22 protein-coding genes are annotated in these 22,688 nt (G+C 63.7%); 10 read left to right on the top strand and 12 right to left on the bottom strand.

The features are described from left to right. Nucleotides 1-94 precede the first annotated feature (94 nt). The 5 genes from rplU (at nucleotide 95) to beeR (ending at nucleotide 2,698) form a co-directional block, all read left to right on the top strand. Nucleotides 95-409: a 50S ribosomal protein L21 gene (gene rplU / locus K0B96_RS05770; protein ID WP_220164858.1), complete on the top strand. Its 315-nt coding sequence runs from the start codon at nucleotides 95-97 to the stop codon at nucleotides 407-409. A 12-nt stretch (nucleotides 410-421) separates the two neighbouring features. After that, on the top strand, nucleotides 422-661 hold the full coding sequence (gene rpmA / locus K0B96_RS05765) for a 50S ribosomal protein L27 (protein ID WP_220164856.1): 240 nt from the start codon (nucleotides 422-424) through the stop codon (nucleotides 659-661). 82 nt (nucleotides 662-743) lie between these two features. Next, a complete protein-coding gene (locus tag K0B96_RS05760; RefSeq protein ID WP_220164854.1) occupies nucleotides 744-1,055 on the top strand; it encodes a hypothetical protein in 312 nt (103 codons plus the stop codon). Between the two features lie 92 nt (nucleotides 1,056-1,147). Then, complete coding sequence (locus tag K0B96_RS05755) at nucleotides 1,148-1,537, top strand: hypothetical protein (RefSeq protein WP_220164852.1); 390 nt, start codon at nucleotides 1,148-1,150, stop codon at nucleotides 1,535-1,537. 15 nt (nucleotides 1,538-1,552) lie between these two features. Continuing rightward, nucleotides 1,553-2,698, top strand: coding sequence for a BeeR family actin-like protein (beeR, locus tag K0B96_RS05750; RefSeq protein WP_220164850.1), 1,146 nt, complete (start codon nucleotides 1,553-1,555; stop codon nucleotides 2,696-2,698). A gap of 74 nt (nucleotides 2,699-2,772) precedes the next feature. Here the strand turns inward: beeR and K0B96_RS05745 are convergent, their stop codons facing one another. From K0B96_RS05745 to priA, 8 genes are all read right to left on the bottom strand, one after another. Beyond that, a complete protein-coding gene (locus tag K0B96_RS05745) occupies nucleotides 2,773-3,468 on the bottom strand; it encodes a hypothetical protein (protein WP_220164848.1) in 696 nt (231 codons plus the stop codon). Continuing rightward, nucleotides 3,444-6,434: a hypothetical protein gene (locus tag K0B96_RS05740; protein ID WP_220164846.1), complete on the bottom strand. Its 2,991-nt coding sequence runs from the start codon at nucleotides 6,432-6,434 to the stop codon at nucleotides 3,444-3,446. The genes K0B96_RS05745 and K0B96_RS05740 overlap by 25 nt, the downstream gene beginning before the upstream one ends. Nucleotides 6,435-6,436: 2 nt before the next feature. After that, entirely contained in the window at nucleotides 6,437-7,402 is a 966-nt protein-coding gene (locus K0B96_RS05735) for a hypothetical protein (RefSeq protein ID WP_220164844.1), read from the bottom strand. Beyond that, complete coding sequence (locus K0B96_RS05730) at nucleotides 7,399-7,920, bottom strand: type IV pilus modification PilV family protein (protein ID WP_220164842.1); 522 nt, start codon at nucleotides 7,918-7,920, stop codon at nucleotides 7,399-7,401. Before K0B96_RS05730 ends, K0B96_RS05735 begins: the two co-directional genes overlap by 4 nt. Then, the gene (locus tag K0B96_RS05725) at nucleotides 7,901-8,560 is read right to left on the bottom strand and encodes a prepilin-type N-terminal cleavage/methylation domain-containing protein (protein ID WP_220164840.1); all 660 of its coding nucleotides are present in this window, start codon (nucleotides 8,558-8,560) and stop codon (nucleotides 7,901-7,903) included. Before K0B96_RS05725 ends, K0B96_RS05730 begins: the two co-directional genes overlap by 20 nt. Continuing rightward, nucleotides 8,557-9,186: a type II secretion system protein gene (locus tag K0B96_RS05720; protein ID WP_220164838.1), complete on the bottom strand. Its 630-nt coding sequence runs from the start codon at nucleotides 9,184-9,186 to the stop codon at nucleotides 8,557-8,559. Before K0B96_RS05720 ends, K0B96_RS05725 begins: the two co-directional genes overlap by 4 nt. Then, on the bottom strand, nucleotides 9,183-9,749 hold the full coding sequence (locus tag K0B96_RS05715) for a type II secretion system protein (protein WP_220164836.1): 567 nt from the start codon (nucleotides 9,747-9,749) through the stop codon (nucleotides 9,183-9,185). The genes K0B96_RS05720 and K0B96_RS05715 overlap by 4 nt, the downstream gene beginning before the upstream one ends. A gap of 145 nt (nucleotides 9,750-9,894) precedes the next feature. Then, on the bottom strand, nucleotides 9,895-12,132 hold the full coding sequence (priA, locus tag K0B96_RS05710; RefSeq protein WP_220164834.1) for a replication restart helicase PriA: 2,238 nt from the start codon (nucleotides 12,130-12,132) through the stop codon (nucleotides 9,895-9,897). 365 nt (nucleotides 12,133-12,497) lie between these two features. Here priA and K0B96_RS05705 point away from each other — a divergent pair, with 365 nt between their 5' ends. Together K0B96_RS05705 and K0B96_RS05700 are read left to right on the top strand one after the other, a co-directional pair. Then, nucleotides 12,498-12,959: a Fur family transcriptional regulator gene (locus K0B96_RS05705; protein ID WP_220164832.1), complete on the top strand. Its 462-nt coding sequence runs from the start codon at nucleotides 12,498-12,500 to the stop codon at nucleotides 12,957-12,959. Nucleotides 12,960-12,970: 11 nt separating this feature from the next. Next, the gene (locus K0B96_RS05700) at nucleotides 12,971-13,345 is read left to right on the top strand and encodes a TPR end-of-group domain-containing protein (protein WP_220164830.1); all 375 of its coding nucleotides are present in this window, start codon (nucleotides 12,971-12,973) and stop codon (nucleotides 13,343-13,345) included. 155 nt (nucleotides 13,346-13,500) lie between these two features. On the opposite strand, the gene K0B96_RS05695 is transcribed toward K0B96_RS05700, so the two are convergent. Then, nucleotides 13,501-14,976 (bottom strand): family 4 glycosyl hydrolase, encoded by a 1,476-nt coding sequence (locus K0B96_RS05695; RefSeq protein WP_220164828.1) that lies wholly within the window; start codon nucleotides 14,974-14,976, stop codon nucleotides 13,501-13,503. Between the two features lie 185 nt (nucleotides 14,977-15,161). Here K0B96_RS05695 and K0B96_RS05690 point away from each other — a divergent pair, with 185 nt between their 5' ends. After that, entirely contained in the window at nucleotides 15,162-15,950 is a 789-nt protein-coding gene (locus K0B96_RS05690; RefSeq protein ID WP_220164826.1) for an AraC family transcriptional regulator, read from the top strand. Nucleotides 15,951-15,989: 39 nt separating this feature from the next. On the opposite strand, the gene K0B96_RS05685 is transcribed toward K0B96_RS05690, so the two are convergent. Then, nucleotides 15,990-16,196: a hypothetical protein gene (locus K0B96_RS05685; protein ID WP_220164824.1), complete on the bottom strand. Its 207-nt coding sequence runs from the start codon at nucleotides 16,194-16,196 to the stop codon at nucleotides 15,990-15,992. 123 nt (nucleotides 16,197-16,319) lie between these two features. After that, nucleotides 16,320-17,636, bottom strand: coding sequence for a flavin monoamine oxidase family protein (locus K0B96_RS05680; RefSeq protein WP_220164822.1), 1,317 nt, complete (start codon nucleotides 17,634-17,636; stop codon nucleotides 16,320-16,322). Between the two features lie 167 nt (nucleotides 17,637-17,803). Here K0B96_RS05680 and K0B96_RS05675 point away from each other — a divergent pair, with 167 nt between their 5' ends. Then, entirely contained in the window at nucleotides 17,804-18,415 is a 612-nt protein-coding gene (locus K0B96_RS05675) for a YdeI/OmpD-associated family protein (protein WP_220164820.1), read from the top strand. Between the two features lie 146 nt (nucleotides 18,416-18,561). On the opposite strand, the gene xylB is transcribed toward K0B96_RS05675, so the two are convergent. Beyond that, nucleotides 18,562-20,082, bottom strand: coding sequence for a xylulokinase (xylB, locus tag K0B96_RS05670; RefSeq protein ID WP_220164817.1), 1,521 nt, complete (start codon nucleotides 20,080-20,082; stop codon nucleotides 18,562-18,564). Nucleotides 20,083-20,408: 326 nt separating this feature from the next. Between xylB and K0B96_RS05665 the strand changes: the two genes are divergently transcribed. After that, nucleotides 20,409-22,655: an NADP-dependent isocitrate dehydrogenase gene (locus K0B96_RS05665; RefSeq protein WP_220164815.1), complete on the top strand. Its 2,247-nt coding sequence runs from the start codon at nucleotides 20,409-20,411 to the stop codon at nucleotides 22,653-22,655. The last annotated feature ends 33 nt before the right edge of the window (nucleotides 22,656-22,688 follow it).

The raw sequence follows: 22,688 nt of genomic DNA, 5'->3' as shown, positions 1-22,688 counted from the left end.
GACTCTCCGCACTTGCGCGCGCGCCGGCCTCGGTAAATCCTCAATTAAACCTTGCGTTCACTTCCGCGAACCCGTTTTTTCTGCGGTTTTATTTATGAAAGCCACCATCAAGACTCAGGGACAGCAGTTCAATGTCTCTGAGGGCGACATTCTCATCGTAAACCGTTACCCGAACACGGAAAAGGGCTCGACCATCGAGATTACCGACGTGCTGGCCGCTGGTGAGGGCGAAACCTTCAAGATCGGCACACCTCTGCTCACGGGCGCCACGGTGTCCGCCAAGATTCTCGAAAACAAACGCGGCGATAAGGTCATCGTCTTCAAGAAGAAGAAGCGCAAAGGCATGGAGCGTAAACGCGGCCATCGCCAGGAGCTTTCCGTCATCAAGATCGAATCCATTAACGCTTAATCACTCCTCGTCATGGCGCATAAGAAAGGTCAGGGAACATCCACCAACGGACGCGAGAGCCAGTCCAAGCGGCTCGGCATTAAACGCTTCGGCGGAGAAGCCGTCATCGCGGGTAACATCATCGTTCGCCAGCGCGGCTCCAAGCTGCACGCCGGCAAGAACGTCGGCATCGGCCGCGATTGGACGCTTTTCGCCCTCACGGACGGCACCGTGAAATACGACAAGCCCCACCGCAAGGTCTCGATCGTCTGAGCCAGACCGAGCCACATTTATCTTCCAACGCAGCCCGTTCTGGGCTGCGTTTTTTATTGCCCGCGCTTCCCCTCTCCTCGCTGTGCCGACGCCCGACCGACTCTCCGAACTACTCCGCCAGCGCGAGTTGGCGCAGGAACATCTCGCCCGCTTGGAACGCGAAATCGCCGCCGCCGCCGCCAGCGCCCACGCCGCCGCCCAAGTTTCCTCGCCCGCGTCTCCCGGCGTCGATTTGACCACCGGTCAACCCGCCGACGCATTCGAACAAGATACCATCGACCCTCAAGTCGTCCACCGCACCGTCCGCCGCGGCTGCTTTCTCTATTTCGCCCTCGCCCTCCTCGGACTCGCCGCCGCCCTGTTGATTTTTTATTTTTTGCGACGACCGCTCTGACAAAGAGCTTACGGAAAACCCCGCGCCGCGCCGCAGAAAATCGCGAACCCGCCCGCGCCTGCTCGGTCTAGCGCCTCATCTTGAGCGAATCTGTGTCTTCGCTCTGCCCGATGGTCGCGTCGCCGTGGGCGGATGCTATTTTGATCTACCGGCGCATGGTGATGCTCCGCCTGCTCGGACGCGCCAGCGAAGCAGCGCGCCTCGAACACACCGCATGGACGCCGGCCATCGCCGCCGCGCACGCACACGGCGGTGAAGACGACGAACTGGCCGCGCTGCAGCACACCGAAGACGAACGCCTCGCCACCGCGAGCGTGGTCGCCGACTTGGTTGCCGCCCGCCTCCCCGCCGCTCCCTCCCAGCCTTTGGTCCCCGCTTCATCTCCGCCGCCGCCACCCGCCCGTCCGGTAGGCGGCGACATTAACATCGCCGACATGATCGACAGCATGCTCGCCGGCCAACGCGCCGCGCGGACCTCTTAACCCGTTTAAATTCCTATGTCCTCCGTCTCCACTCCTGAACGCCCGCTCACGGCCCACACGCCCGCCCCCACGCCATCCACCGTGCCTTCGCGCGCCGGCGGCAAGACGATCCTCGTCGGCTTCGATCTCGGCACCAACAAATCGTGCGTGCTCGCGGGTGCTCCGGGCACCAACGACATTCTTGTCAGCAAAGTCATCCCCTCGATCGTCGGCTACGTCAAAGAAGGCATCGTCGACGGCATCATCACCGGCAACCACCGCGTGCTCTTCGGCGAGGATGCTTTGCGCAACCAATTGCACGCCCGCCTCGTCACGCCGCTCGAAAGCGGCGTCATCACCCGCGAGGAAGCCGCCCGCGATTTCTTCCACCACATCCGCACCCTCGTCGACCCGAGCGGCACCGCTGAAATCCGCGCGGTTGTCGGCGTGCCCGCCAACGCCGAAGAACCTGCCCGCGAAGAAATCCGCCGCATCGCCCAAGGCATCTTCAGCCGCATCCTCCTGATCCCGGAACCGTTTCTCGCCGCACTCGGTTACCGCGACGACGCCCGCGTCGGCCAGCCCGGTTACCTCGATCCGGTCGTCAATTCGCTCTTCATCGACATCGGCGGCGGCACCACCGACATCTGCCTCGTCCAAGGCTATTTTCCCACGAGCGACGATCAGGTCAGCATCGCTTTCGCCGGCGACGCGATCGACGCCCTCATGCACGATGAACTCGATCGCACCTATCCCAACAACGGCCTTTCCCGCTTGAAAGTGCGCGAAATCAAAGAGGCGCACGCCTACGTCGGCCCGACCCGCAAGCCCATCGACGTCAAAGTCATCATGGGCGGCAAAGGCCATACGCTGGAACTCGGTGACGTCATCGGGCGCGCCGCCAACGCCCTGCTCGATAAAATCTATCCTGCGCTCACGACGCTGATCCAACGCGCCTCCTCGGATTCGGTCGTGCCGCTGCTGCAAAACATCATTATCACCGGCGGCGGATCGCAGATCAAAGGCATCGACACCGTGCTGCAAAAACGCCTCGCCGACGACGGATATGAATCACCGAAAGTGAAAATCGCCGGCCAGGATTATAAACGCTACGTCGCCCTCGGCGCCCTGAAAGCCGCCCGCTCCGCCCGCGAAAACCAATGGCAGGTGCTGCTGGGGTAGATGTTACCACTTCCGCCGAACTATTGACGCGTGAGCTATTCGCTTCCCAGAACCCCGGCGCTCGCTAGACCAGCCTAACGCGAGTCCGGATGCGTCACCTCGTCCAACAATATCCGCGTCTGCACTTCCAACGAGCCGCGATAAAACGGCGGCAACAGTAGAAGGAGCGCCCGGCCGTCGCGGCCGAGGTGAATGCTGTCGGCGTAGGTTTGCAGGCTGCGTCCGCGAAATCGGGTGCGCAGCATCACCTTCGCTACCGCTCCCACGTTATAGGGGCCGTAGAATCCGTTCCCGAATTGCACCGCCTGCCGATCCACTGTCCCATCTAGCGAAAGGTTCGAGAAATTCAGAACACCCAAGCCTCCTGGTCCGTGCTTGGATTTCGCGTCATCGTGCACGTAAACGCGAAATCGTGTTCCTTTGGTCGGCGCTGGAGTTAGGGGAAACAAGATGATCAAGGGCTCCGAAATATTTGGCGGCACATCTGCCAACGCCACTACTTCACCCGACTTCTCATCCACGATCTCCAACGGTGCCGGTCCTCGATACGCATACACCGGCGAGCGCGCCGTGGGGAAGAACGTCAAAGGCACCAGTTTCACCGCCCGTTCAGTTTTGATCCGATACGCAAGGTCACTCACGAACGTCGGCGCAAACACAGTAAAATGAACCTCGAGTTCGCGCGGCCGGGCCGGCTGCGCGATCGCGGCCACCGCTACGGCCAAAAATAGACTGCCGCGCAACGCTAGATGTCGGAGGAAGAAAGCCATCGGAATGATAAAATTTTGAACCGCCGGCCGAGTGTACCCGGGCTTTGGTATTCGGCCTCGGTCGGATGCTGTCGATTCGCGGGAGACTTCGGTTCGGGAAGCCGTTGCACCACCGCCTCCGCCCATGCCCGACCTTCAATATTCCCGCCGACGGGATTACGCGTCTCTCCATAAGCGCGGACCACAAACGTGTCGCTCCGGGCGGACAACACCGGTCCGATGGCCGTCACGAGATCGGCTTGCGTGAGCCATTGTGAACTAAATTCTCCGATCGCTTCGTTCAGCCCGGCATCGCGGATCGCTTTTTCCAGCAAACTGCTGGGAGTTCCGTCGGCCTCTGCAAAGAGATCATTCGGATTTAGAAATTCCTCCAAGCTCCGAAAGGGACCCGACGCAGCCTGCTTCTGTCGATTTAGCGTCACAACTTGCTGGGCAAGGTCACGAATTTGCGTGGCCGACAGCGCTCGTTTTCCACGCCGAAATAGAGGAGTATTGATCACCGGTCCGCCGGCGCCGTTGGCACCCGTGGTCGACTGCGCGTAGTTGTCGCTGGCCGCGAAGGTCTCTTGCGCGGACTGCGGAAACCGGAAAAACTGCGCGTCAATCGCATCGATTGTCTGCCTGCTCGCGTCACCCGCCGTGCCGGTCGCCGCACTCGGATTAAGATAGGAAAACGCTCCTCCATCGCCAAACCGGCCTGCGTGCAACACCGCCCGCCACGCCGACGCACTTAGCGAATTGATGTTAAACGCGCCCTGTTGAAGGAGAAATTCGGAGCTCCTTTGCGCGGCTGCCCCCTGCAGTGTCGCTAACAATACCGCCGTGCCATCCGGTTTTTCCGTCAGCGGTAATAGCATTTGATTCGGCAACGGTTCTCCCGCCGCCAGATCGGGCGCAACGCCGGGGCACAAGCCGCTGAGGAAAAACCGGTCGAACAATTCGTTGCCGTGCAGATTGTTGATGAGGGCCGATTGTCCCCACGAGTTGCCGATCGCAAATGGTCGCGCACCCGCGACGTAGAGTTGCTGCAAAGCGCCGAGCGACAGCAGCGGTGCCCGCGGTAATTCAAACACCGGCACGTCTTCATCGAACGAAGTTCCCCAAGTGATATCTCGATCAAGCAGGCGGTCGGGCGCTGAGATCGTCGTGTAATTCACGTAGAGCGCCGGATTCGTTCCGTTGGGCACCGCTCGCAATCCATCCGCTGGATAGTCTTCGGCTCGCGGGTCTTCCAACGTCGTCTTCAGCCACAGCCCGGGGTCCGATGCCACCGTGTCGTAGCTCTCTGCGAGTCGAAATAAAAAACCGAGCTGCGAGGTCGAGTTCGACGCCGCCGTTCCTGCTGTCGTCGGCACTGCGTCGTATTCCGGACTGGTATAAGTGGCGAGGAGCGCGTGGTCACTGTCGCGAAATAACTTCACGGTGAGCGTCGTCTTGCCACCGACTCGCACCGCCAAAGGAGAATTGCCATTGATCACGCCCGAGCCAGCCACGCTCGTCATCAGTCCCGTCGCAAAGCCTGGTAAATCGCGAGAATAGAATCTTCCGGGGTTTGTCGACGAAGCAGTGAACGCCGGATCACCCGTACTCACCCAATTGTACACGCGTCCGGGAAGCCAGGACTTGCGATCCGGGCTCGTCGGCGCGCTGTCCCACGGCAACCGCAATTTCATCGGTGCGCCATACAAGTTTCGGAGGGATACCGTCGCGTCCACCGCCTGCGTTGATGCGTGCAAAAACGATACCTGCTCCGGCAAACCAGTCACCTCGATCGAAAGCGGCTCTGGAACGAGCGCACTCGTATAAGGATTCCATAGCGCGACTGCCCAACGCATACTCAAGGTAAACGGCGCCGACGCAGACTGCTTGCGCACCCCGAATAGAATATAAAAATACGATATCACCGGCGCAATCCGCGGTCGCTGCGACGCGACGAACGGCCCTATCGTATAGCGCCGACGCAGCGGTTCGCTTCCGTAGCCGGGTGAAGGTGCCGGAGTTCCAGGCGATGCCGGGTCTTCCATTACGCTCGTGTTCGTATAATCCGCCCACACCGCATACTCTTCGCCGAGCAGATTGGCGTTCAACGACACATCCTGCCGTAAACCACCGCGGACCGTATCGCTCAACACCCCTTTACTCAACACCGTCCAATTGTGATAGTTATCCCGAGTTACGGTTAGTCCCAACGGTGCCGTCGCCGGTGTCGTCAACAAAGAGATCTGCTCGCGGCCGAACAACCGCGCTAGGCTCGACGCGTTACTGGCGGAGCGCGGCTCCACTAAAGTCTCACCCGCTGTATCGGTCGGCGCCGCCCCCAGTCCCGTTTGCTGGCGCAATCGTGCTCGGGCGTCGCCCGATTGATATGGCGGGTAGGTGATTGCCTCCGTGCGATCGCCCACCGCCAGGCTGGCCTTTACCCCTTCGTCCCCCACCCACCACGCGTAGGCACCGGTCACGGCTTCGTTCGATTGGCCGGCGACCACCGCTGTGATCGGCCGCTTCATGGCCACCACCGATTCACCTGCGGTCGCTGACGTCCGTTCTCCGACAAGCTCAACCGCATCAAGGGGCGCAGCCGCCGGCGAGAACGCCGCCGACTCGCCACCGCTGACCAGCCAGCGTAACGTCCCCGTGCCTGTTGTGCGCGAATCCCACACGCCCGTATAGTATCGCGTGCCCACCACCCCGCCGAAACCGTCCGCCGTCCCCGTCACGCGTTGATCCGGTCCGGCATATTTTTGCAACTCGCCCAGCGCAATGTTCAACGCCATCAGCGCGTTTCGCCGGGCTTGCGCCTCCTTCACGCCGTTATCCGAAATTTTCGTTTCGACGCGCGTCAACGCCACCAAGCTCACGAGCAAGACCAGCAACGCGGCCACGAGCGTCACCGTCAGCAGCAAGGCAAACCCCGCCTGGCGTCGGCGCGCACCATAGAGTCGGGAGAACGTCAGCGCGCTCGTCATGTTCAAAACCCCTTAGCGGCCACCTTCACCCGCCGCGTGAACAACCGCGAATTGGCCAGCGCCACCGACCACCAATCCCCTCGGGTCTGCCCAGATTCCAGCGCTTGAATCAACCTCACGCCTTCGGGCGTGAGCACGCGCAGGGAAACGTCGATCACTTCGGGGAATCGATCCCCCGCGCTCACGGCCGACGCCGGAGATTTCGCAAAGTATGACGTCGCCGCAGCGCTCGCCGGAAATATCGTGGTCAGCGTCCCATTCGTGTCGCGCGCATAAAGTCGCACCCCAAAGTCGATCACATTGTCTGCCAGCACTCGTGCGATCGGCGGTGTGAGCACGTTGCCCGCCTCGCCCTCCACCACTGACCCTGTCCGATAGTCTCCTGTCGCCGGATCGAGATTATAACCCGTTTCAAAGGTGGCCTTCGGCGTCACTTCGCTGCGGTAAAGCAGGTAGTGCGGCTCCGTTCCGTCCGCGCCAGGGCTTGCTCGTCGGATGATCTGGTAACTCACCGCCGCCGGCCCCGCAATGTCCGCATCGCCCGCGCCGGCTGCCGTCACCGTCGTGAAAAAACGCAACCACACCCCCGCCAGTCCGAAACGCGCTTCGGTGAAATCAACGTTCGCCCAATCTCCTCCCGACGCCTTCGGGTTCGCATTGTTCACCGTCGCATCCCACAGCCCGCTCGCGCCGGTGTCAGTCTGCACGGTCGCGGCCAGCCACACATTACCATCATTGCGATAGAGCGCGCCCTGCAGATCCTCGGTGAGTAAATCGAGCGCCAACCGCGCCTGTCCCTCCGTCGTCAACGTGCCTTGCGTCCGATTCCACACCCGCAACACGTTGGTCGAGAGAACGAACATCACTCCCGCCAGTGCCGCCGTGATTGCCATTGCCACCAGCAATTCCAACAGCGTAAACGCCCACGTCGCTTGACCGCCGTCCTTCGCCGAACGCGCTTGCTTCATGGTGAGATCGCAAAGTTTAACATCAACGACGACGCCTGTGTAAGGTCTGCGTCGGTCACGTCGGTCTCACCGCTGGGAATTTTATACGGCCATTTCACCGTCGCGGTGAGCGCCAGAAACGCTGCGCCTGCGGTATAGTTGAGCGGTGCGGGCTGCTCTCTAATCTCGATGAGAAAGTGCCAGTCCCGCTCCGACAATCCTGCCGCGACGGCATCGCTCTCGCGCAATACGCGGGTCGCGTCGGCCGACGCGACCAACTTCAACGGTGTATTTGCTGCTACCACGTCATGCAACGCGTCGAGCCGGCCAGCGCCCACGTTTGCATCGCGCAACCGTTCCAGTTCCCCTTGGATGCCATCACCCAGCGCACTGGCTCGCGCGTAGTCTGAGATTTCCGCCGTCGATTTTGCCGTCGGCGTCAACAACGCCAGCAGGCCCACGATCGTCACCGCGAACACGCCCACGGCGAGCACGACTTCGACCAAGGTAAATCCTCGACTAAAACGCGCTCGCATCATTGACGAAAATCACGGCGCCGTAAGCGCTCACCAGCACACCGCGCTCCGCCGCTGGGTGGCCGAAAATAATTGTATCTGCGCTGCGCCGCGCCGCTGCCACTGCCAGCCGCACCTCGCCCGCCGATGTCACCCGACCCACTGGCGAGATGGTGGCATCCAACCTCATCACCATCCCGGCGGACGTGCCATCGCTCTTGCGCACGTCCGAATTCGAGGGCGCCAGCAGCGATGAAAAGCTTTCCGGCGTCCACGCGCCACCCGCCCCACTATCGATCTCAAACGAGGTGCCCGCGCTCGCTGAATTGGGCGGCACGATATAGACGCCATCTGGCAACACAAGCCAGTCGCCCGCGAAGACAAATTGGGTCGCTCCGGACTGCCGTGTTGCCACGCCCACCGCCCGCAAATACGTGGCGCTCGCCGGGTCGGCATCGACGATCACCGCCGCTTCCGCCTGCCCCAAAGCCGCCTGCCCGCGGGCCCCCGCCAGCACGGTGGCGAGACAGTTCTGCGCCGCCTGTAAACCGGTCGACGCGCTGGCCCCGCGAAACGCCATACCGAGGACGCCCGCCGTGAGTGCAATGATGCCAATCACCACCAGCAATTCGACCAATGTGAAGCCTCGACGACGGAGCCTCATTTCCAACTGTAAATAATGTCACTCGCACTGTCGCCCTTGCCCGCCGAATAGAATACTACGGTCGCTCGCACGCCCTGCGTCGTAGTCAAATCCACGTCCGTGCTGACCGGCGACAAGGCCTGGGCGTCTCCTGCAACCGCTACCGGTCCAGCGCCTCCCGTGTCCGCTGTCGTGATGTGCCCGTCGCCATCCTTGTCGTAGTAAACGGCAAAATCCGTATTGCCAAATGCGTCCACCAACGCCGTCCGATCTGCGTTCAGTTCCCGTTCTGTCAGCGAATAGAACGCGATCATTCGCTTGTTGCCCGCCAGATCCAGGTCGGTGGTCGAGGCAAACGCCGTGCCGTCGAGTCGACGCCCCGTCAGCGCGCCCGCGAACCGCGCCGGATTGATCTTGTTGGCCGTGCCGCCGCTGTCGATTGCCGGATAATAACCATACTCCTGCTTAAACTGCTCCATCGCCGACGCCCATTGACTGAAGCGCACCTTCGTCTCCGCTTTCTTTGCCGAAACGCGTACGCCGCTCACCGTCGGAATCAGGATGCCCGCGAGAATCGCGATGATCGCGATCACGGTGAGCAATTCGATCAGCGTAAACGCGGCACGGCGATGTTCGGGCTGACTCATTGGTTCGCGTAAATATTATCGGCGTTTGCCGCAGTCGTCGCATCAAGTGCTCCGTCCGCTGCCGGCGTATCGTCTGCGCCGTCCGGCCCGGCGGAATACAGCACGTAACCCGGGGCGCGCCACGTCGCCGCCGGATCCGTCTTGTAATGATACTCGTACGCGCGCGCCCAAGGATCCTGCAACGTCGCAGTCACGTCTGTGGTTGGGTCCGCGCTCAGGCTGAAACGCGCGGTTTCGAGCATCGATCGCCCCGTCATCGCCGCGCCCGTCGGACCGCGTTTGCCGATCAGGCATTGCAGCAGCGCGGCTGCATCCTTCGTTTCCGGATAGTCGCCATATTGCCTTTTGTAGGATTCAAGCGCGACCGACACCGCCGCCAGTTCCCCCTTCGCCCGCGACCGGGCCGCACGTTCCTTCACGCCCCGCGCCGCGCCGATCGTGATCCCCGCCAGCACCGCGATGATCGCGATCACCGTCAACAACTCCACCAGCGTGAAGGCGCGCCGCCCTGCACCGCGCGGGCGCTCGCTTCCGGCCTCAGGCTGTTCCTCGGGGTTGAACATGCGGGACGCCCTTCGTTCAACGCGCTCCCCGGCCACCTCGCAACGCAAATTCCCGCGCCGGCCCGCCTGATTTCACCTCGCACGCCGCTGCGCACGACCATGCGCCAAATTCCGCTGCGTCCGCTCTCTGCCGGCAAACTCCCCTCTACGACAAATTCACCGGGTCCACGTCCAGCACCTGCGTGATGTCATCCGGCCACGCAAACTCCGCGCGCAACTTCACCAACTCCGGCACCACCTTTGTCGCCGACGCCGTGAAATACCAGACCTGCCAGCGGTAGTGGTCCTTGATCTTCTCGATCGGCGACGGCGACGGGCCCCGCAACTCCACCCGATCGCCAAACACCTGCTCCACTCGCTTCGCCCATTGCTCCGCGAAAAATTGCAGCTTCTCCGGATTCTGGCCGCGAAACAGATGGTGAATCAAATGCCGGAATGGCGGATAACGAAAATCCCGCCGCAGCTTCAACTCCGACTCCGCGAAGCCTTCGAAATCCGCGTGCCGCGAAAATTGAATCGCCTCCGCCTGCGGTGTGAACGTCTGCACCACCACCTCGCCCGCCCGGTCACCCCGCCCCGCCCGTCCCGCCACTTGCACCAGCAACTGAAACGTCCGCTCGTTCGCGCGGAAATCCGGAATGTGCATGGAGATGTCTGCGTCGATCAGCCCCACCAGCGTCACGTTCGGAAAATCCAGCCCCTTTCCGATCATCTGCGTGCCCACGAGCACATCGATTTTCCCCGCGCGAAACTCCATCAACACCTCCCGAAACCGGTTCTTCTTCGCCATCGTGTCCGTATCCATCCGCTCGATCCGCGCGCGCGGCAGCACCCGGCGCACAGACTCCTCCACCCGTTGCGTGCCCAGCCCACGCCAGCGGATCTTCGGCGAACGGCATTTGGGACACACCAGCGGCGCCGGCCGCTCCGCGCCGCATAAATGGCACCGCAACACTTCGTCCGCCCGATGATACGTCATCGTGATGCTGCAATGCTCACACTCTTCCACCTGGCCGCAATCGGTGCACAGCATCGACGACGAATAGCCCCGGCGGTTGATGAACAAGATCGTCTGCTCCTTCCGCTCGAACCGCCGGTGCATCGCGTCCACCAGGCGCCGCGACAGCGTCGGCAGCGTCCGCTGGCGCATCGCTTCAATGCGCATGTCCACGATGTCGATATCGGGCAGCTTGCGCGCATCCACCCGCTGCGTCAGCCGCAGCAGGCGGTATTTGCCCGCCTGCGCATTGACGAAACTTTCCAACGACGGCGTCGCCGAGCCCAGCAGGCCGACCGCCCGGTTCAACTTCGCGCGATACACCGCCACATCGCGTCCGTGATAGCGCGGCGTTTCATCCTGCTTGTAGGCGGGCTCGTGTTCCTCATCGACGACGATCAACCGCAAATCGCGCACCGGCGCGAAAATCGCCGAGCGCGCTCCCACGACCACGCGGGCCTCTCCCGTGGCCAAGGCAAACCAGCCGTCGAGCCGCTCACCTTCGCTCAAATGACTGTGCCACACCACGCACTGATGCCCCGGCGCGATCGCCTCCAGCCGCGAACGCAACCGCGCCACCGTCTGCGGCGTCAGCGCCACCTCCGGCACGAGAAACACCACGCCACCGCCCGCCTTGAGCGCCGCATCGATCGCGCGCAGGTAGACTTCCGTCTTCCCCGAGCCCGTCACGCCGTGGAGCAGCGTCACACTGAATTTCTCTTCCGCCAGCGCCGCCGCCACCGCCTCTGCCGCCGCCTGCTGCTCGGCGTTGAGCGCGTGCGGTTGCGCCGCCACGAGTTCGCCGTGGGCGAAGCCATCGGCATACGCAATGCGCTCCACGCGCTGCGCTTCCTCCTGCACCACCCCGCGTTTCATCAACGCATTCACCACCGCCGCCGTCTGCCCGAGCCGCGACAACACCAGACTCTTCGGCTGCGCCTTGAATTGCTGCGCGAGAAACTGATACAGTCGCGCCTGCTGCGGCGCACGTTTTTCCAATGCCGCCAGTTCATCGGGCGCCAACCGCCTCGCGAGGGAAAGCAGCTTTTCCTGCTTCAACGCCGCACCGTGCCGCACCGCCCCCGGAATCATCGTTTCAATGATCCCATCCAGTGGCGCCGCATAGTAACGGCTCATCCAACGCGCGAGTTCCAGCAAGTCCGCCGGCAGCGCAGGAAATGGATAAACAATCTGCGTGACCGGCTTCAGCTTCTCGACCGGAAAGTCCGTCGGCGCCCCCATTTGCCCCACGAGACCGAGCGTCACCCGCGGCCCGATCGGCACGCGCACCAGCAACCCGAGTTGCATGCCCGCGCGCAACGCCTCCGGCACCTTATAGTGCAGGAGCTTGTCGAATCCCGCGAGCGGATGCACCCCGACAATCATGCCGCGCATCACGCCGCCGCTGCCTCCGCATGGCAACGCGTTTCGCGCCGCACGTTCCCCACGCGCACGACGTCATCCTGGGGCGGGATTCACGCATCCCAGCGCCGCCGCGGCCCGCCTAAGCCTTCGCCCTTCTCTGCGTGCGTCCGCTCCCGTCAACCGCCTCTGCTCCATTCGTTTCCGGTGACTGACAGGGTGTTCACGTGCTCGCCGTCTCGCCCGCCCTTCGCCCGCCCACGCTCGCGTGACTTGCCACGCCTGACGCTTGGCGCTCCACGCTTTGCGACAGCGTGCGCTCTTTCCCTGTAGCGCCCTCATCCGCCTTCCCGGTTGACACCCCTAAAACCCATTCCGACATTGCCCCCGTGAGCTCCCCGTCCGCCCGTGAACGTTTTAAGGTCTTCCTCACCCAGAAGGGGCTCCGCGTCACCAACCAGCGGATGGCCATTCTGGAAGCGGCCCTCGCGCGCACCGATCATTTCACCGCCGAACAACTCCTCGACCACGCCCGCGCCATCGATGATTCCGTTTCCCGCGCCACCGTCTATCGCACCCTGCCCATCATGACCGAAGGCGGGCTGTTGCGCGAGGTCGACATCGGCAGCGGCGAAAAATTCTACCGCCCCATCGCCGACAACAACAGCCAGGTCGCCCAAGTCGTCTGCACCGATTGCGATAAGATCTTCGAAATCAGCGCGCCGTTCATGTCGTGGTATGGCAGCACCGTCTCCTCGAAACTCGGTCTGACCCCTGTCTCCCAACGCCTGCAAGTCAGCGCCCAGTGCGATCGCTTCCGCACCACCGGCGATTGTCCGCGTCACGGCTAGCCCCCGCTATCATGGCCAAAGAGACCAAGCACGATCCTGACTTTGAGATCGGATTTTTTGAAAATATTCTCCGGCGCGATGCGCAATATGCCGAGGTCGTGGAGCTGCTCGGCGGCCTCTACACGAAAAACGGCCGCATCCCCGACGGTTTGAAAATGGACCGCAAGCTCGTGCGCCTTCAACCGCGCAACGCCACCGCCCATTACAATCTCGCGTGCAGCCTCGCCCTTTCGCAGCGCCCCGCCGCGGCACTCAAGTCCCTGCGCGACGCCATCGCGCTCGGCTACCGCGACGCCGACTGGATGCGGCAGGATCCTGATCTCGAGCCGTTGAAGACGCGGCCGGAATTTTCTTCGCTGCTCGACCAGCTCAAGCAAAGCGCCTGATCCGCCGCGGCTTCGCGCCGGCGCATCAAGGCATTCCACGGCGCGGCCAAGGCGGCCGCGCATCAGTTCTCGCCCTTCCCTGCCGTCGCCGTCGCAGAAGGGATGACGTTAACGGCGCCCGCGTTCTCACCGCTCGCGGGCGCGCGCGTGCCGGTTCACTTATAACCGGGCAAAAACGCCTTCTCGGCCGCAAACATTTCCAGCGTCATCGCCTTGATCTCGGCCGTGCTGCACACCGCCGCCGTTAACGGATCGAGCATCAGCGCATAAATCGCCAGCTCCTTGCTGCGCTCGATCGCCGCCTGCGCGCCGAGGTCAAACATCCGCATGTTCGAAGCGCACAACCCCGCCATCTGCGCCGGCAGTGAACCGTAACGAGTGGGATTGATGCCGTTCTGGTCGATCATGCACGCCACTTCCACGCAGCCGTCCGCGGGCAGATTCGTAATGAGCTGCCCCGCGCCTTTGTGGTTGTTCATCACGTTGCCGTGAATCCGGAACGGCGTATCCTTCTCCCGCGCTTCGATGATCCAGCTCGCATACTCCCAACTGCGCTCCCACTCGGTCGGCGTTTTGCCCGCCACCATGTCCGCGCGCTCTTGATCCGCGTTCTTCCGCCACGTCGGCCAGTTGTCCGCGTAAAAACTCGTGCCGCCGTCATATCCTTCGCGGCTGTAGCGCTCCACGAGGTCCTTCCGCTTCCGATAATACGGGAGATATTCCGACAAGTGGCCGCTCGACTCCGTAATGAACGCCCCAAAGTGCAGCATCATGTCCTTGCGCACGATGTCGCGGTGCCACTCCGGCGCCTCCCACTCGTGATGATTTTTCCGCTTCGGATTCTTCGGCCGACCTTCCTTGAACGCCTTCTCTAGGTCCGCCGCCGCCTTGCGCTTCAACAACGGGTAGAGATCGCGGCCGCGGTGCTCGAGCTTGGTGAACCACGCGAGGTGATTGATGCCCGCGCACTCCCAATCCATCTCCGCCACCGGCACGCCCGCGCGCTCCGCAAGCAAATGGCTCGTGCCCTGCACCGAGTGACACAATCCCACGAGCTCCATCGACGACGTGCGCCCCGCCGCCAGACACATCATCGCCATCGGATTCGTGTAGTTGAGCACGATCGCCTGCGGACACAGCTCCTCAGCATCCTTCAACACCTGCAGGAACACCGGAATCGTGCGCAGCGACTTGAACAAACCGCCCGGTCCGATCGTGTCGCCGATGCACTGGTCGATCCCGTATTTCGCCGGGATGTCGTTGTCGAACCGCACGCACGCCGTGCCGCTCACTTCGATGCAATTCACAATATAATCCGAATCCGCCATCACGTCCCGGCGCTTCGCCGACGCGACCACGGTCCAGTTGGTTTTCCCGAGCTGCGCGCAAAGCTTCTGGATGAGGCGATGCATCGTCTTCAACCGGTCGCGATCGATATCGACGAGTGCGATCGTGCCTCCCTGTTCGCCCGGGATGCGCAAAATGTCGTTCATGAGGCGCGGCGTGAACGCCGAACCGGCCCCGAGCATCGTTATCTTGATCGGCCGCTCGATCGTGCCGGGCAGGCCGCGGGTCGCGGCATCTTGCGTGTGGGCGGTGTGACCCTTTTTATTGGCGGAAGTAGTGCTCATGTTTTGGGAAGAAAGTGATTTTTGGCTTCAGTGTTCGCGCCCGGCCTTCCGATTTGCAGGCGGGGTGCCCTCACCCCGCTGACCTCAGTAAAGAGCGGACATTTCCCCGCCACTTTCGCCTCCCTCGTCCGCGGCCCCAAGCGCAAAAGATTGATGCGCGATGTGCAAAATGTGATGTTCGCGCCATGTCCGCCGCCGACCCATTTTCCTCCGTTCACGGTGCAGGCGAGGAGGTGCGCACCGGCCCCGACTACCTGCTCGAAAACGCCCGCCGCGAAGATGCCGCCGCGCTCGTCGTGCAGCGCACCCTCGCCGGCGCCGGCTTTTTCGAACGCTCCGGTCGCCGCCAACTCGTGGGCGTCGGTCAAGCCATGCTGTTCACGCACCGCGAACCTTCGCGCTATGGCTTCCCGCCCGAAGCCACCGCGCCTTACCGCCTGCGTTTCGTCACGTTTTCCCCGGCCGGCGTGCGCCCGCTCTTCAATCGTCTGCGGCACGACTTCGGCTCCGTCGTCGCGATGCCCGACGACAGCGAGGCCACCGCGCTCTTCGACGAGCTGTTGCACCGTTTCGAACATCGCTCGTTTCACGACCGTTTCCATGAAACCGACCTCTTGCATCGCCTCCTCATCGCGCTCTATCGCGAGCAAGTCCTCGGCACCCGCACCAGCGATCCGATCGAGTTTGGCTACCACTATCTGCGCGACCACTTCCGCGCCCCCATCAATTTGAAAAGCGTCGCCGCCCACTGCGGCGTCAGCCGCGAACACTTCATCCGCGCCTTTCGCGCGCGTTACCGCGAAGCGCCCGGCGCGCTCCTCCGCCGCCTGCGTCTCGAGCACGCGCGCACGATGCTCGCCGCCACCGCGTTCGATATTCAGGATGTCGCCCGCGCCAGCGGCTTCACGAGCAGCAACACCTTCTGTCGCGCGTATCGCCGCCATTTCTCCCGCCCGCCCGCGGCGGAGCGTTGACTCCCTCCGCCGCCCCTCGCCGGCCGCGGTCGCCACTCGTCAAGCCGGCGGCGTTTTCCGCCGCACCTTTTCCGTGCTGCGGTTCACCGTGCCACCGCCCGCACTCGGCGCGTCCGCCGATGGCTTCTCTCGGATGACGCCGTGCGGAATCCCCCGCCCGCCCGACGGCTTCCGCCCGCGCGTCAAAAAGACGATGAGCAACGGCAGTAGGACGACTGCGAGCACGATGAGAATGCTATAGCCCATGTCGTCACAATAGCCTTCCGCCGCCCAGTCAACCAGTCGGCGCAACCCTGATCCCGCCCTCACACGTTTCCCGTGGATCAGCCGAAAATTCCCCGGCAGGAACCACGCCGCGCCGCGCCGGAGTTAACGCCCGCGCCGTCCCCGCGCGTTCACCATAAAAACGTTCCGAACCTCCTCGGCCGCCCGCACGCCGCTGCCCAACGCGCCGTGCACCGTGCCCACTTCCTCGCCTTCCGCCGTCGCCTCGCCCGCAAAGAACATCGTCTCCTGCACCACCGCGCGCAACGCCCGCGCCGCTCCTTCCCCGCCCGCGCGCACGAAACTATACGCCCCGCCGCTCCACGGATCTCGATCCCATCGGTGCAGTTTGATTCCGCGCACCGCCCCGCGCAACGCCGTGACCGGCACGCCCAGCAGCGTCGCGAGCGATTGCTCCGCCCGCTGTCGCACCTCCCCGTCCGTCGCCCCTCGCAAAACGCTCGCCGCCGGTCCGCCCGCCCAGCCCGTGAGCACCGGCGTTTTCGTCATTGACCACCACACTGGCACGCCGGCGATGCGCGAATGGATGAACCCAAATCCCAACCGCCCCGCCGGTGCCCGGCCCCGCGCGCGCAACGCCCGCCAGCGCCCCACGTCCAATCGCAACGTCAGTCTCACCACCTGCCCGTTCCCGATCCGCGCGGCCGCCCGCTCCTTCGCCCGCAATCGCGGCGCGAAGGTCACGCTGCCTTGGTGCCACACGCCGATGGGCAGCGTCACCACCACCGCGCGCGCCCGCCGCATGTCGCCCCCGCGCAACCGCACCGCCACGTCGCCCTTCCGCCAGCGCACGTCGGTCACTTCCTCCTTCAACTCAAACTCCGCGCCCGCCCCCACCGCTTCCTCCGCCAGTTGCTGCACCAACCCATCGTAACCGCCCGGCACAATAAACTGCTCCGCGTCATCCGGCGATTCCCCCGCGAGTGACGCCGCGCTCATTTCGTCCAACGAGGCCGCTTCGAACCCTTCGACAAAACTCTCCGTGAGCATCCGATCGTCTGCCGACACATCGCCGGCCACCGTCTTCAAAAATCTCGCAAACGACCAGCCGCGCATCCGCTGTGCATCGATGCGCTGGGTCACGCCCACGATGCGCCGCGATAAATCGTTGGTCGCCTCGATCCCGTCCACGTTTCCCAGCCAATGTTTTCCTGGCGTGCGCCGCGTCGCCATCTTCGCCCGTCGCATCGCCGCCCACAACGCCGCGTTGCCGCCATGCACAAACGCCGCGCCCAGCTCCACGGGCTCGCACCAACCCCGCGGCCGGATCGTCCACACCCGTCCGCCCACCCGATCGCGCGCCTCGATCACGCGCACGTGCCAGCCGTCTCGAGCGATGCCGCCCGCCGCCGCCAGTCCCGCCACGCCAGCCCCAATGACGATCACATCGCAGTCCTTCATCGCTCCCGCAGACCGCCTTCGTTTCGCAAAGTGCGCCTTGCTATCTCCGCCTCCGCTTACCGCACCTCTCCACCACCCCAATTTCGGATTGGTCTTTGGGTTTCATCTGATGCTTGGCTTTGCTCCGCCTCCCCCACCCCCGCCTTCGCCTCTCACCCATTCCCGCCATGCCTCGCACCGATCCCCGTATCGACGCCTACATCGCCAAGTCCGCCCCGTTTGCCCAGCCCATCCTTCGCCATCTTCGCGCCCTCGTGCACGCCGCGGCTCCGGAGGTGGAAGAAACCATCAAGTGGAACATGCCCAACTTCGTGCGCGGCGGAAAAATCCTCTGCGGCATGGCGGCCTTCAAAGCGCACTGCTCTTTCGGTTTCTGGCACCGCGGCATGACCGAACTGCTCGTCAAGGAAGGCTTCGCCACCGAGGAGGCGATGGGGCACCTCGGACGCATCACCGGCCCGGGCGATCTCCCGTCCGATGCCACCTTGCGCCGCTTCATCAAAGCCGCCGCGAAACTCATGGACTCCGCGCCCGCGCGCCCCCGGCCCGCGCCGTCGCCGCGCATCGCGCTCCGCGTGCCTGCCGATCTCGCCACCGCGTTGCGCACCCATGCCGCCGCCGCCGCCACCTTCAAGGCCTTCAGCTACTCCAAACGCAAAGACTACATCGAGTGGCTCACCGAAGCGAAACGCCCCGCGACCCGCGAGCAACGCCTCGCCACCACTCTCGAGTGGCTCGCCGCCGGCAAGGCGCGCAATTGGAAATACGAACGCCGCTGACCGCAGCGCCCGCGGAGCGCGCGTTCACTCCGCCGGACCGCCCGCCAGCCGGACCGCCCGCCCGGGAAGATATCTGGCGCGCACCCGCCTCTGCTGCCGCCTTTCGCCGCAAAGCCCGCCGCGGTCTGCATTCGTAAATAGAAAAACTACTCCTCCCCGATCGTGGCCCGGTGTCGCGCGAAAACCTCGCGCACCGCGCCGCTCAATTCATCCTGCAACGCCTGCAACGCGCGATAGTGCGCGTGACGCTTCCGGTCCGGCGCGACGCGCGTCGCTTCGTTCACTCGCACCACCGCGCCCGTCAACGTCGCGAGTTTCGTCTTCCGCCCCTCGCGCAACGCCACACACCACGCTGCCTGCAACGCGCCTCCAAGCGCCGCGCCTTCATCCTCGGCCATCGCGACCACCGGCACGCCAAAAATATCCGCCATCACCTGCCGCCACACCGCAGACTTCGCGCCGCCCCCTGTCACGCGAATCTCCTTCGCCTTAACGCCAAGTTCGCCGAGACGCCGCAGGCCGTAATTCATCCCCAGCGTCACGCCCTCCATCGCGGCGCGCGCCAGATTTCCGGCGGTGAAATTCCGCCCGTTTAATCCCAGCAGCACGCCCGAGCCGAGCGGCACATTCGGCGTCCGCTCGCCCGCCAGATACGGCAGCAACACGAGACCGCCCGCCCCCGCCGCCGCGCCCTGCACGGCCGCGTTGAGCGCCGCATGGTCGTATCCGAAAAGCGACCGCACGTGCTCCGTCACGGTCGTGACGTTCATCGTGCACAACAGCGGTAGCCACCCGCCCGTCGACGAACAAAATGCCGCAATCTCCCCGCGTGGATCCACCACCGGCGCATCCGCAAAAGCGTAAATCGTCCCACTCGTGCCGAAGCTCGCCGTCACCACGCCCGGCTTCACGTTGCCCGTGCCGATCGCGCCCATCATGTTGTCGCCGCCGCCCGCACTCACCACCACGCCAGCGGGCAACCCAAACGTCTTCGCCAGCTCCGGCCGCAGCGGCCCTGCCGCCACGCTCGATTCACTTAAGGCCGGCAACCATTCCGCAAGCTGCGGATCGATCGCCCGCACCGCCGCCGCCGACCACGCGCGCCGCCGCACGTCCATCAACGCCGTGCCGGACGCATCGCCGTGCTCCATGAAAAAATTTCCCGTCAGGTGGAAATTCAGAAAATCGTGCGGCAACAACACGTGCCGCAACCGCCGGTAATTCGCCGGCTCGTGCCGCTTCAGCCACAATATCTTCGGCGCCGTAAACCCCGGCAGAATCAGATTCCCCGTCGCCCGGATCGCCCCGCGCGGACCGCCCAGTTTTTTCGTGATCAACGCGCACTCCGCCCTCGTGCTCGTATCGCACCACAACTTCGCCGGCCGGATCACCGCGCCGTTTTCGTCCAGCGGCACGAACCCATGCTGCTGCCCCGACACGCCGATGCCGCGCACCCGCGCGCGATCGATCTTTCCCGCCACCTCCGCCACCACCGCGTCGAGCGCCGCCGCCCATTCCTGCGGATGCTGTTCCATGTGCCCCGCCGGCAGCCCCGCGATCAACCGGTGCGGCGCGCGCGCCTCCGCGATCACCGCGCCCTTTTCCAAATCAAGCACCACCGCCTTCGTGCTCTGCGTGCCGGAATCAATGCCGATGAAGAGACTCATAAAATAGCGCCGCGATTCCATCGTCCCACGCTTCCCTGTGCCAGCCGAATCCCACGCTCCTCCCCCGCGCCCCCGCGTTCGGGCTCGTGCCTTGCCCACCTCGCCTGCGGCGCTCGCATGGTCTTATTTCTTCCCGTCGGGATTGCCTTTGCTCCGCGGGCTCAGTGGGCGCTTCGCGATCACTGCGACCACTGCTTCCGCCCATTACCTCCCTTTAAGCCTGACGCGCCGAATTCATTACGCGCGCCACTGCCTGCGTCCGCTGCGGATTTACTTTTGACCGTCTCAGCGACCGCGCCTTAGGTGTCCCTTTCCCTTTACCAAACATGTCCGCGAACCCGACCATCATCTACACCAAGACCGACGAAGCGCCCGCGCTCGCCACCTACTCGCTCCTCCCGATCGTGCAGGCGTTTACCAAGCACGCTGGCCTCGCCGTCGAAACGCGCGACATCTCCCTCGCGGGCCGCATCCTCGCCGCTTTCTCCGACCTCCTTCCGGCGAACCAGAAAACCGCTGACGCTCTCGCCGAACTCGGCGCCCTCACGCAGAAGCCCGAGGCCAACATCATCAAGCTCCCCAACATCTCCGCCTCCATCCCGCAGTTGAAGGCCGCCATCGCCGAGCTCCAGGCCAAGGGTTACGCGCTCCCCGATTTCCCCGAAACGCCCACGACCGCCGCTGAGAAGGACGCCAAGGCCCGCTACGCGAAAGTCCTCGGCTCCGCCGTGAATCCCGTCCTCCGCGAAGGCAACTCCGACCGCCGTGCACCGAAGGCCGTCAAGGCTTACGCCCGCGCTCATCCGCACTCCATGGGCGCGTGGTCGCCGACCTCGAAGACGTCCGTCGCCACGATGGGCCACGACGATTTCTACTCCAACGAAAAGTCCGTCACCGTCCCCGCCGCGACGACTGCCCGCATCGAATTCGTTCCGCAGCCCGGCCCCGACGGCCAGCAGGAAGCCACCGTCGTCCTCAAAGACAAAATCGCTCTCCAGGCCGGCGAAATTTTCGACGCCACGTTCATGAACCGGAAGGCCCTCGGCGCCTTCTTCGCGCAGCAAATCATGAAGGCCAAGAAGGACGACGTTCTCTTTTCCCTCCATCTCAAAGCCACCATGATGAAGGTCTCCGACCCGATCATGTTCGGCCTCTGCGTCCGCGTCTTCTTCAAAGACCTTTTCACCAAACACACCGCCGTCCTCGCCTCCCTCGGCGTCGATCTGAACAACGGTTTCGGCGACCTCCTCGGCAAAATCGAAAAACTTCCCTCCGACCAGAAGTCCGCCATCGAAGCCGACATCAAAGCCGTCTTCGCCGCGCGCCCCGCCGTCGCGATGGTCAATTCCGACAAAGGCATCACCAACCTCCACATCCCCAGCGACGTCATCGTCGATGCCTCCATGCCCGCGATGATCCGCACCTCCGGCCAGATGTGGAACGCCGCCGGCAAAGGCCAGGACACCCTCTGCGTCATCCCCGACAGCAGCTACGCCGGCGTCTACGCGACCGTCATCGACTTCTGCAAAAAGCACGGCGCCTTCGATCCGAAGACCATGGGCACCGTCCCCAACGTCGGCCTCATGGCGCAGGCCGCCGAGGAATACGGCTCGCACAACAAAACCTTCCAAGCGCCCGCCAACGGCACCATCCAAGTCGTCGATGCCACCGGGAAAGTGCTCACCGAGCACGCCGTCGAGACCGGCGACATCTGGCGCGCCTGCCAGACGAAGGACGCACCCGTGCAAGACTGGGTGAAACTCGCCGTCAACCGCGCCCGCCTCTCCGGGATGCCCGCCATTTTCTGGCTCGACGAGAAACGCCCGCACGACGCCCAGATCATCGCGAAGGTGAAAACGTATCTCGCCCAACACGACACCGCCGGCCTCGATCTTAAAATCCTCGCGCCCGCCGCCGCGTGTCTCGCCACACTCGAACGTCTCAAAGCCGGCCAGGACACCATCAGCGTCACCGGCAACGTCCTCCGCGACTACCTCACCGACCTCTTCCCGATCCTCGAAGTCGGCACCAGCGCGAAGATGCTCTCGATCGTCCCGTTGATGAACGGTGGCGGCCTCTTCGAAACCGGCGCCGGCGGCTCCGCGCCGAAACACGTGCAGCAATTCACCGAAGAAAACTTCCTCCGCTGGGACAGCCTCGGCGAATTCTTCGCCCTCGCCGCGAGCTTCGAACACCTCGGCATCACGCAAAACCACGCGAAAGCGAAAGTCCTCGCCGAGACGCTCGATGAAGCCAACGGCAAGTTCCTGGAGAACGACAAAAGCCCCGCCCGCAAAGTCGGCGCCGGCATCGACAACCGCGGCAGCCATTTCTACCTCGCGCTCTACTGGGCGCACGCCCTCGCCGCGCAAAACACCGACGCCGATCTCAAAGCCCGCTTCGCGCCGATCGCCGAGAAACTCACTGCTGCCGAAAAGCAAATCGTCGCCGAAATGATCGCCGTCCAAGGCCAGCCCACCGACATCGGCGGCTATTATCAACCCGACGACGAAAAAGCCTCCGCCGCCCTGCGCCCCAGCAAGACCCTGAACGACATCCTCGCGACCGTCTGATTTTGTAGGGGCGCGGCTTGTCCGCGCCCTTCG

Origin of the sequence: Horticoccus luteus, from assembly GCF_019464535.1 — a bacterium.
Lineage (GTDB): Bacteria > Verrucomicrobiota > Verrucomicrobiia > Opitutales > Opitutaceae > Horticoccus > Horticoccus luteus.
Note: the sequence above shows the minus strand (reverse complement) of the source record. Positions and strands in the feature narration are given on the sequence as shown.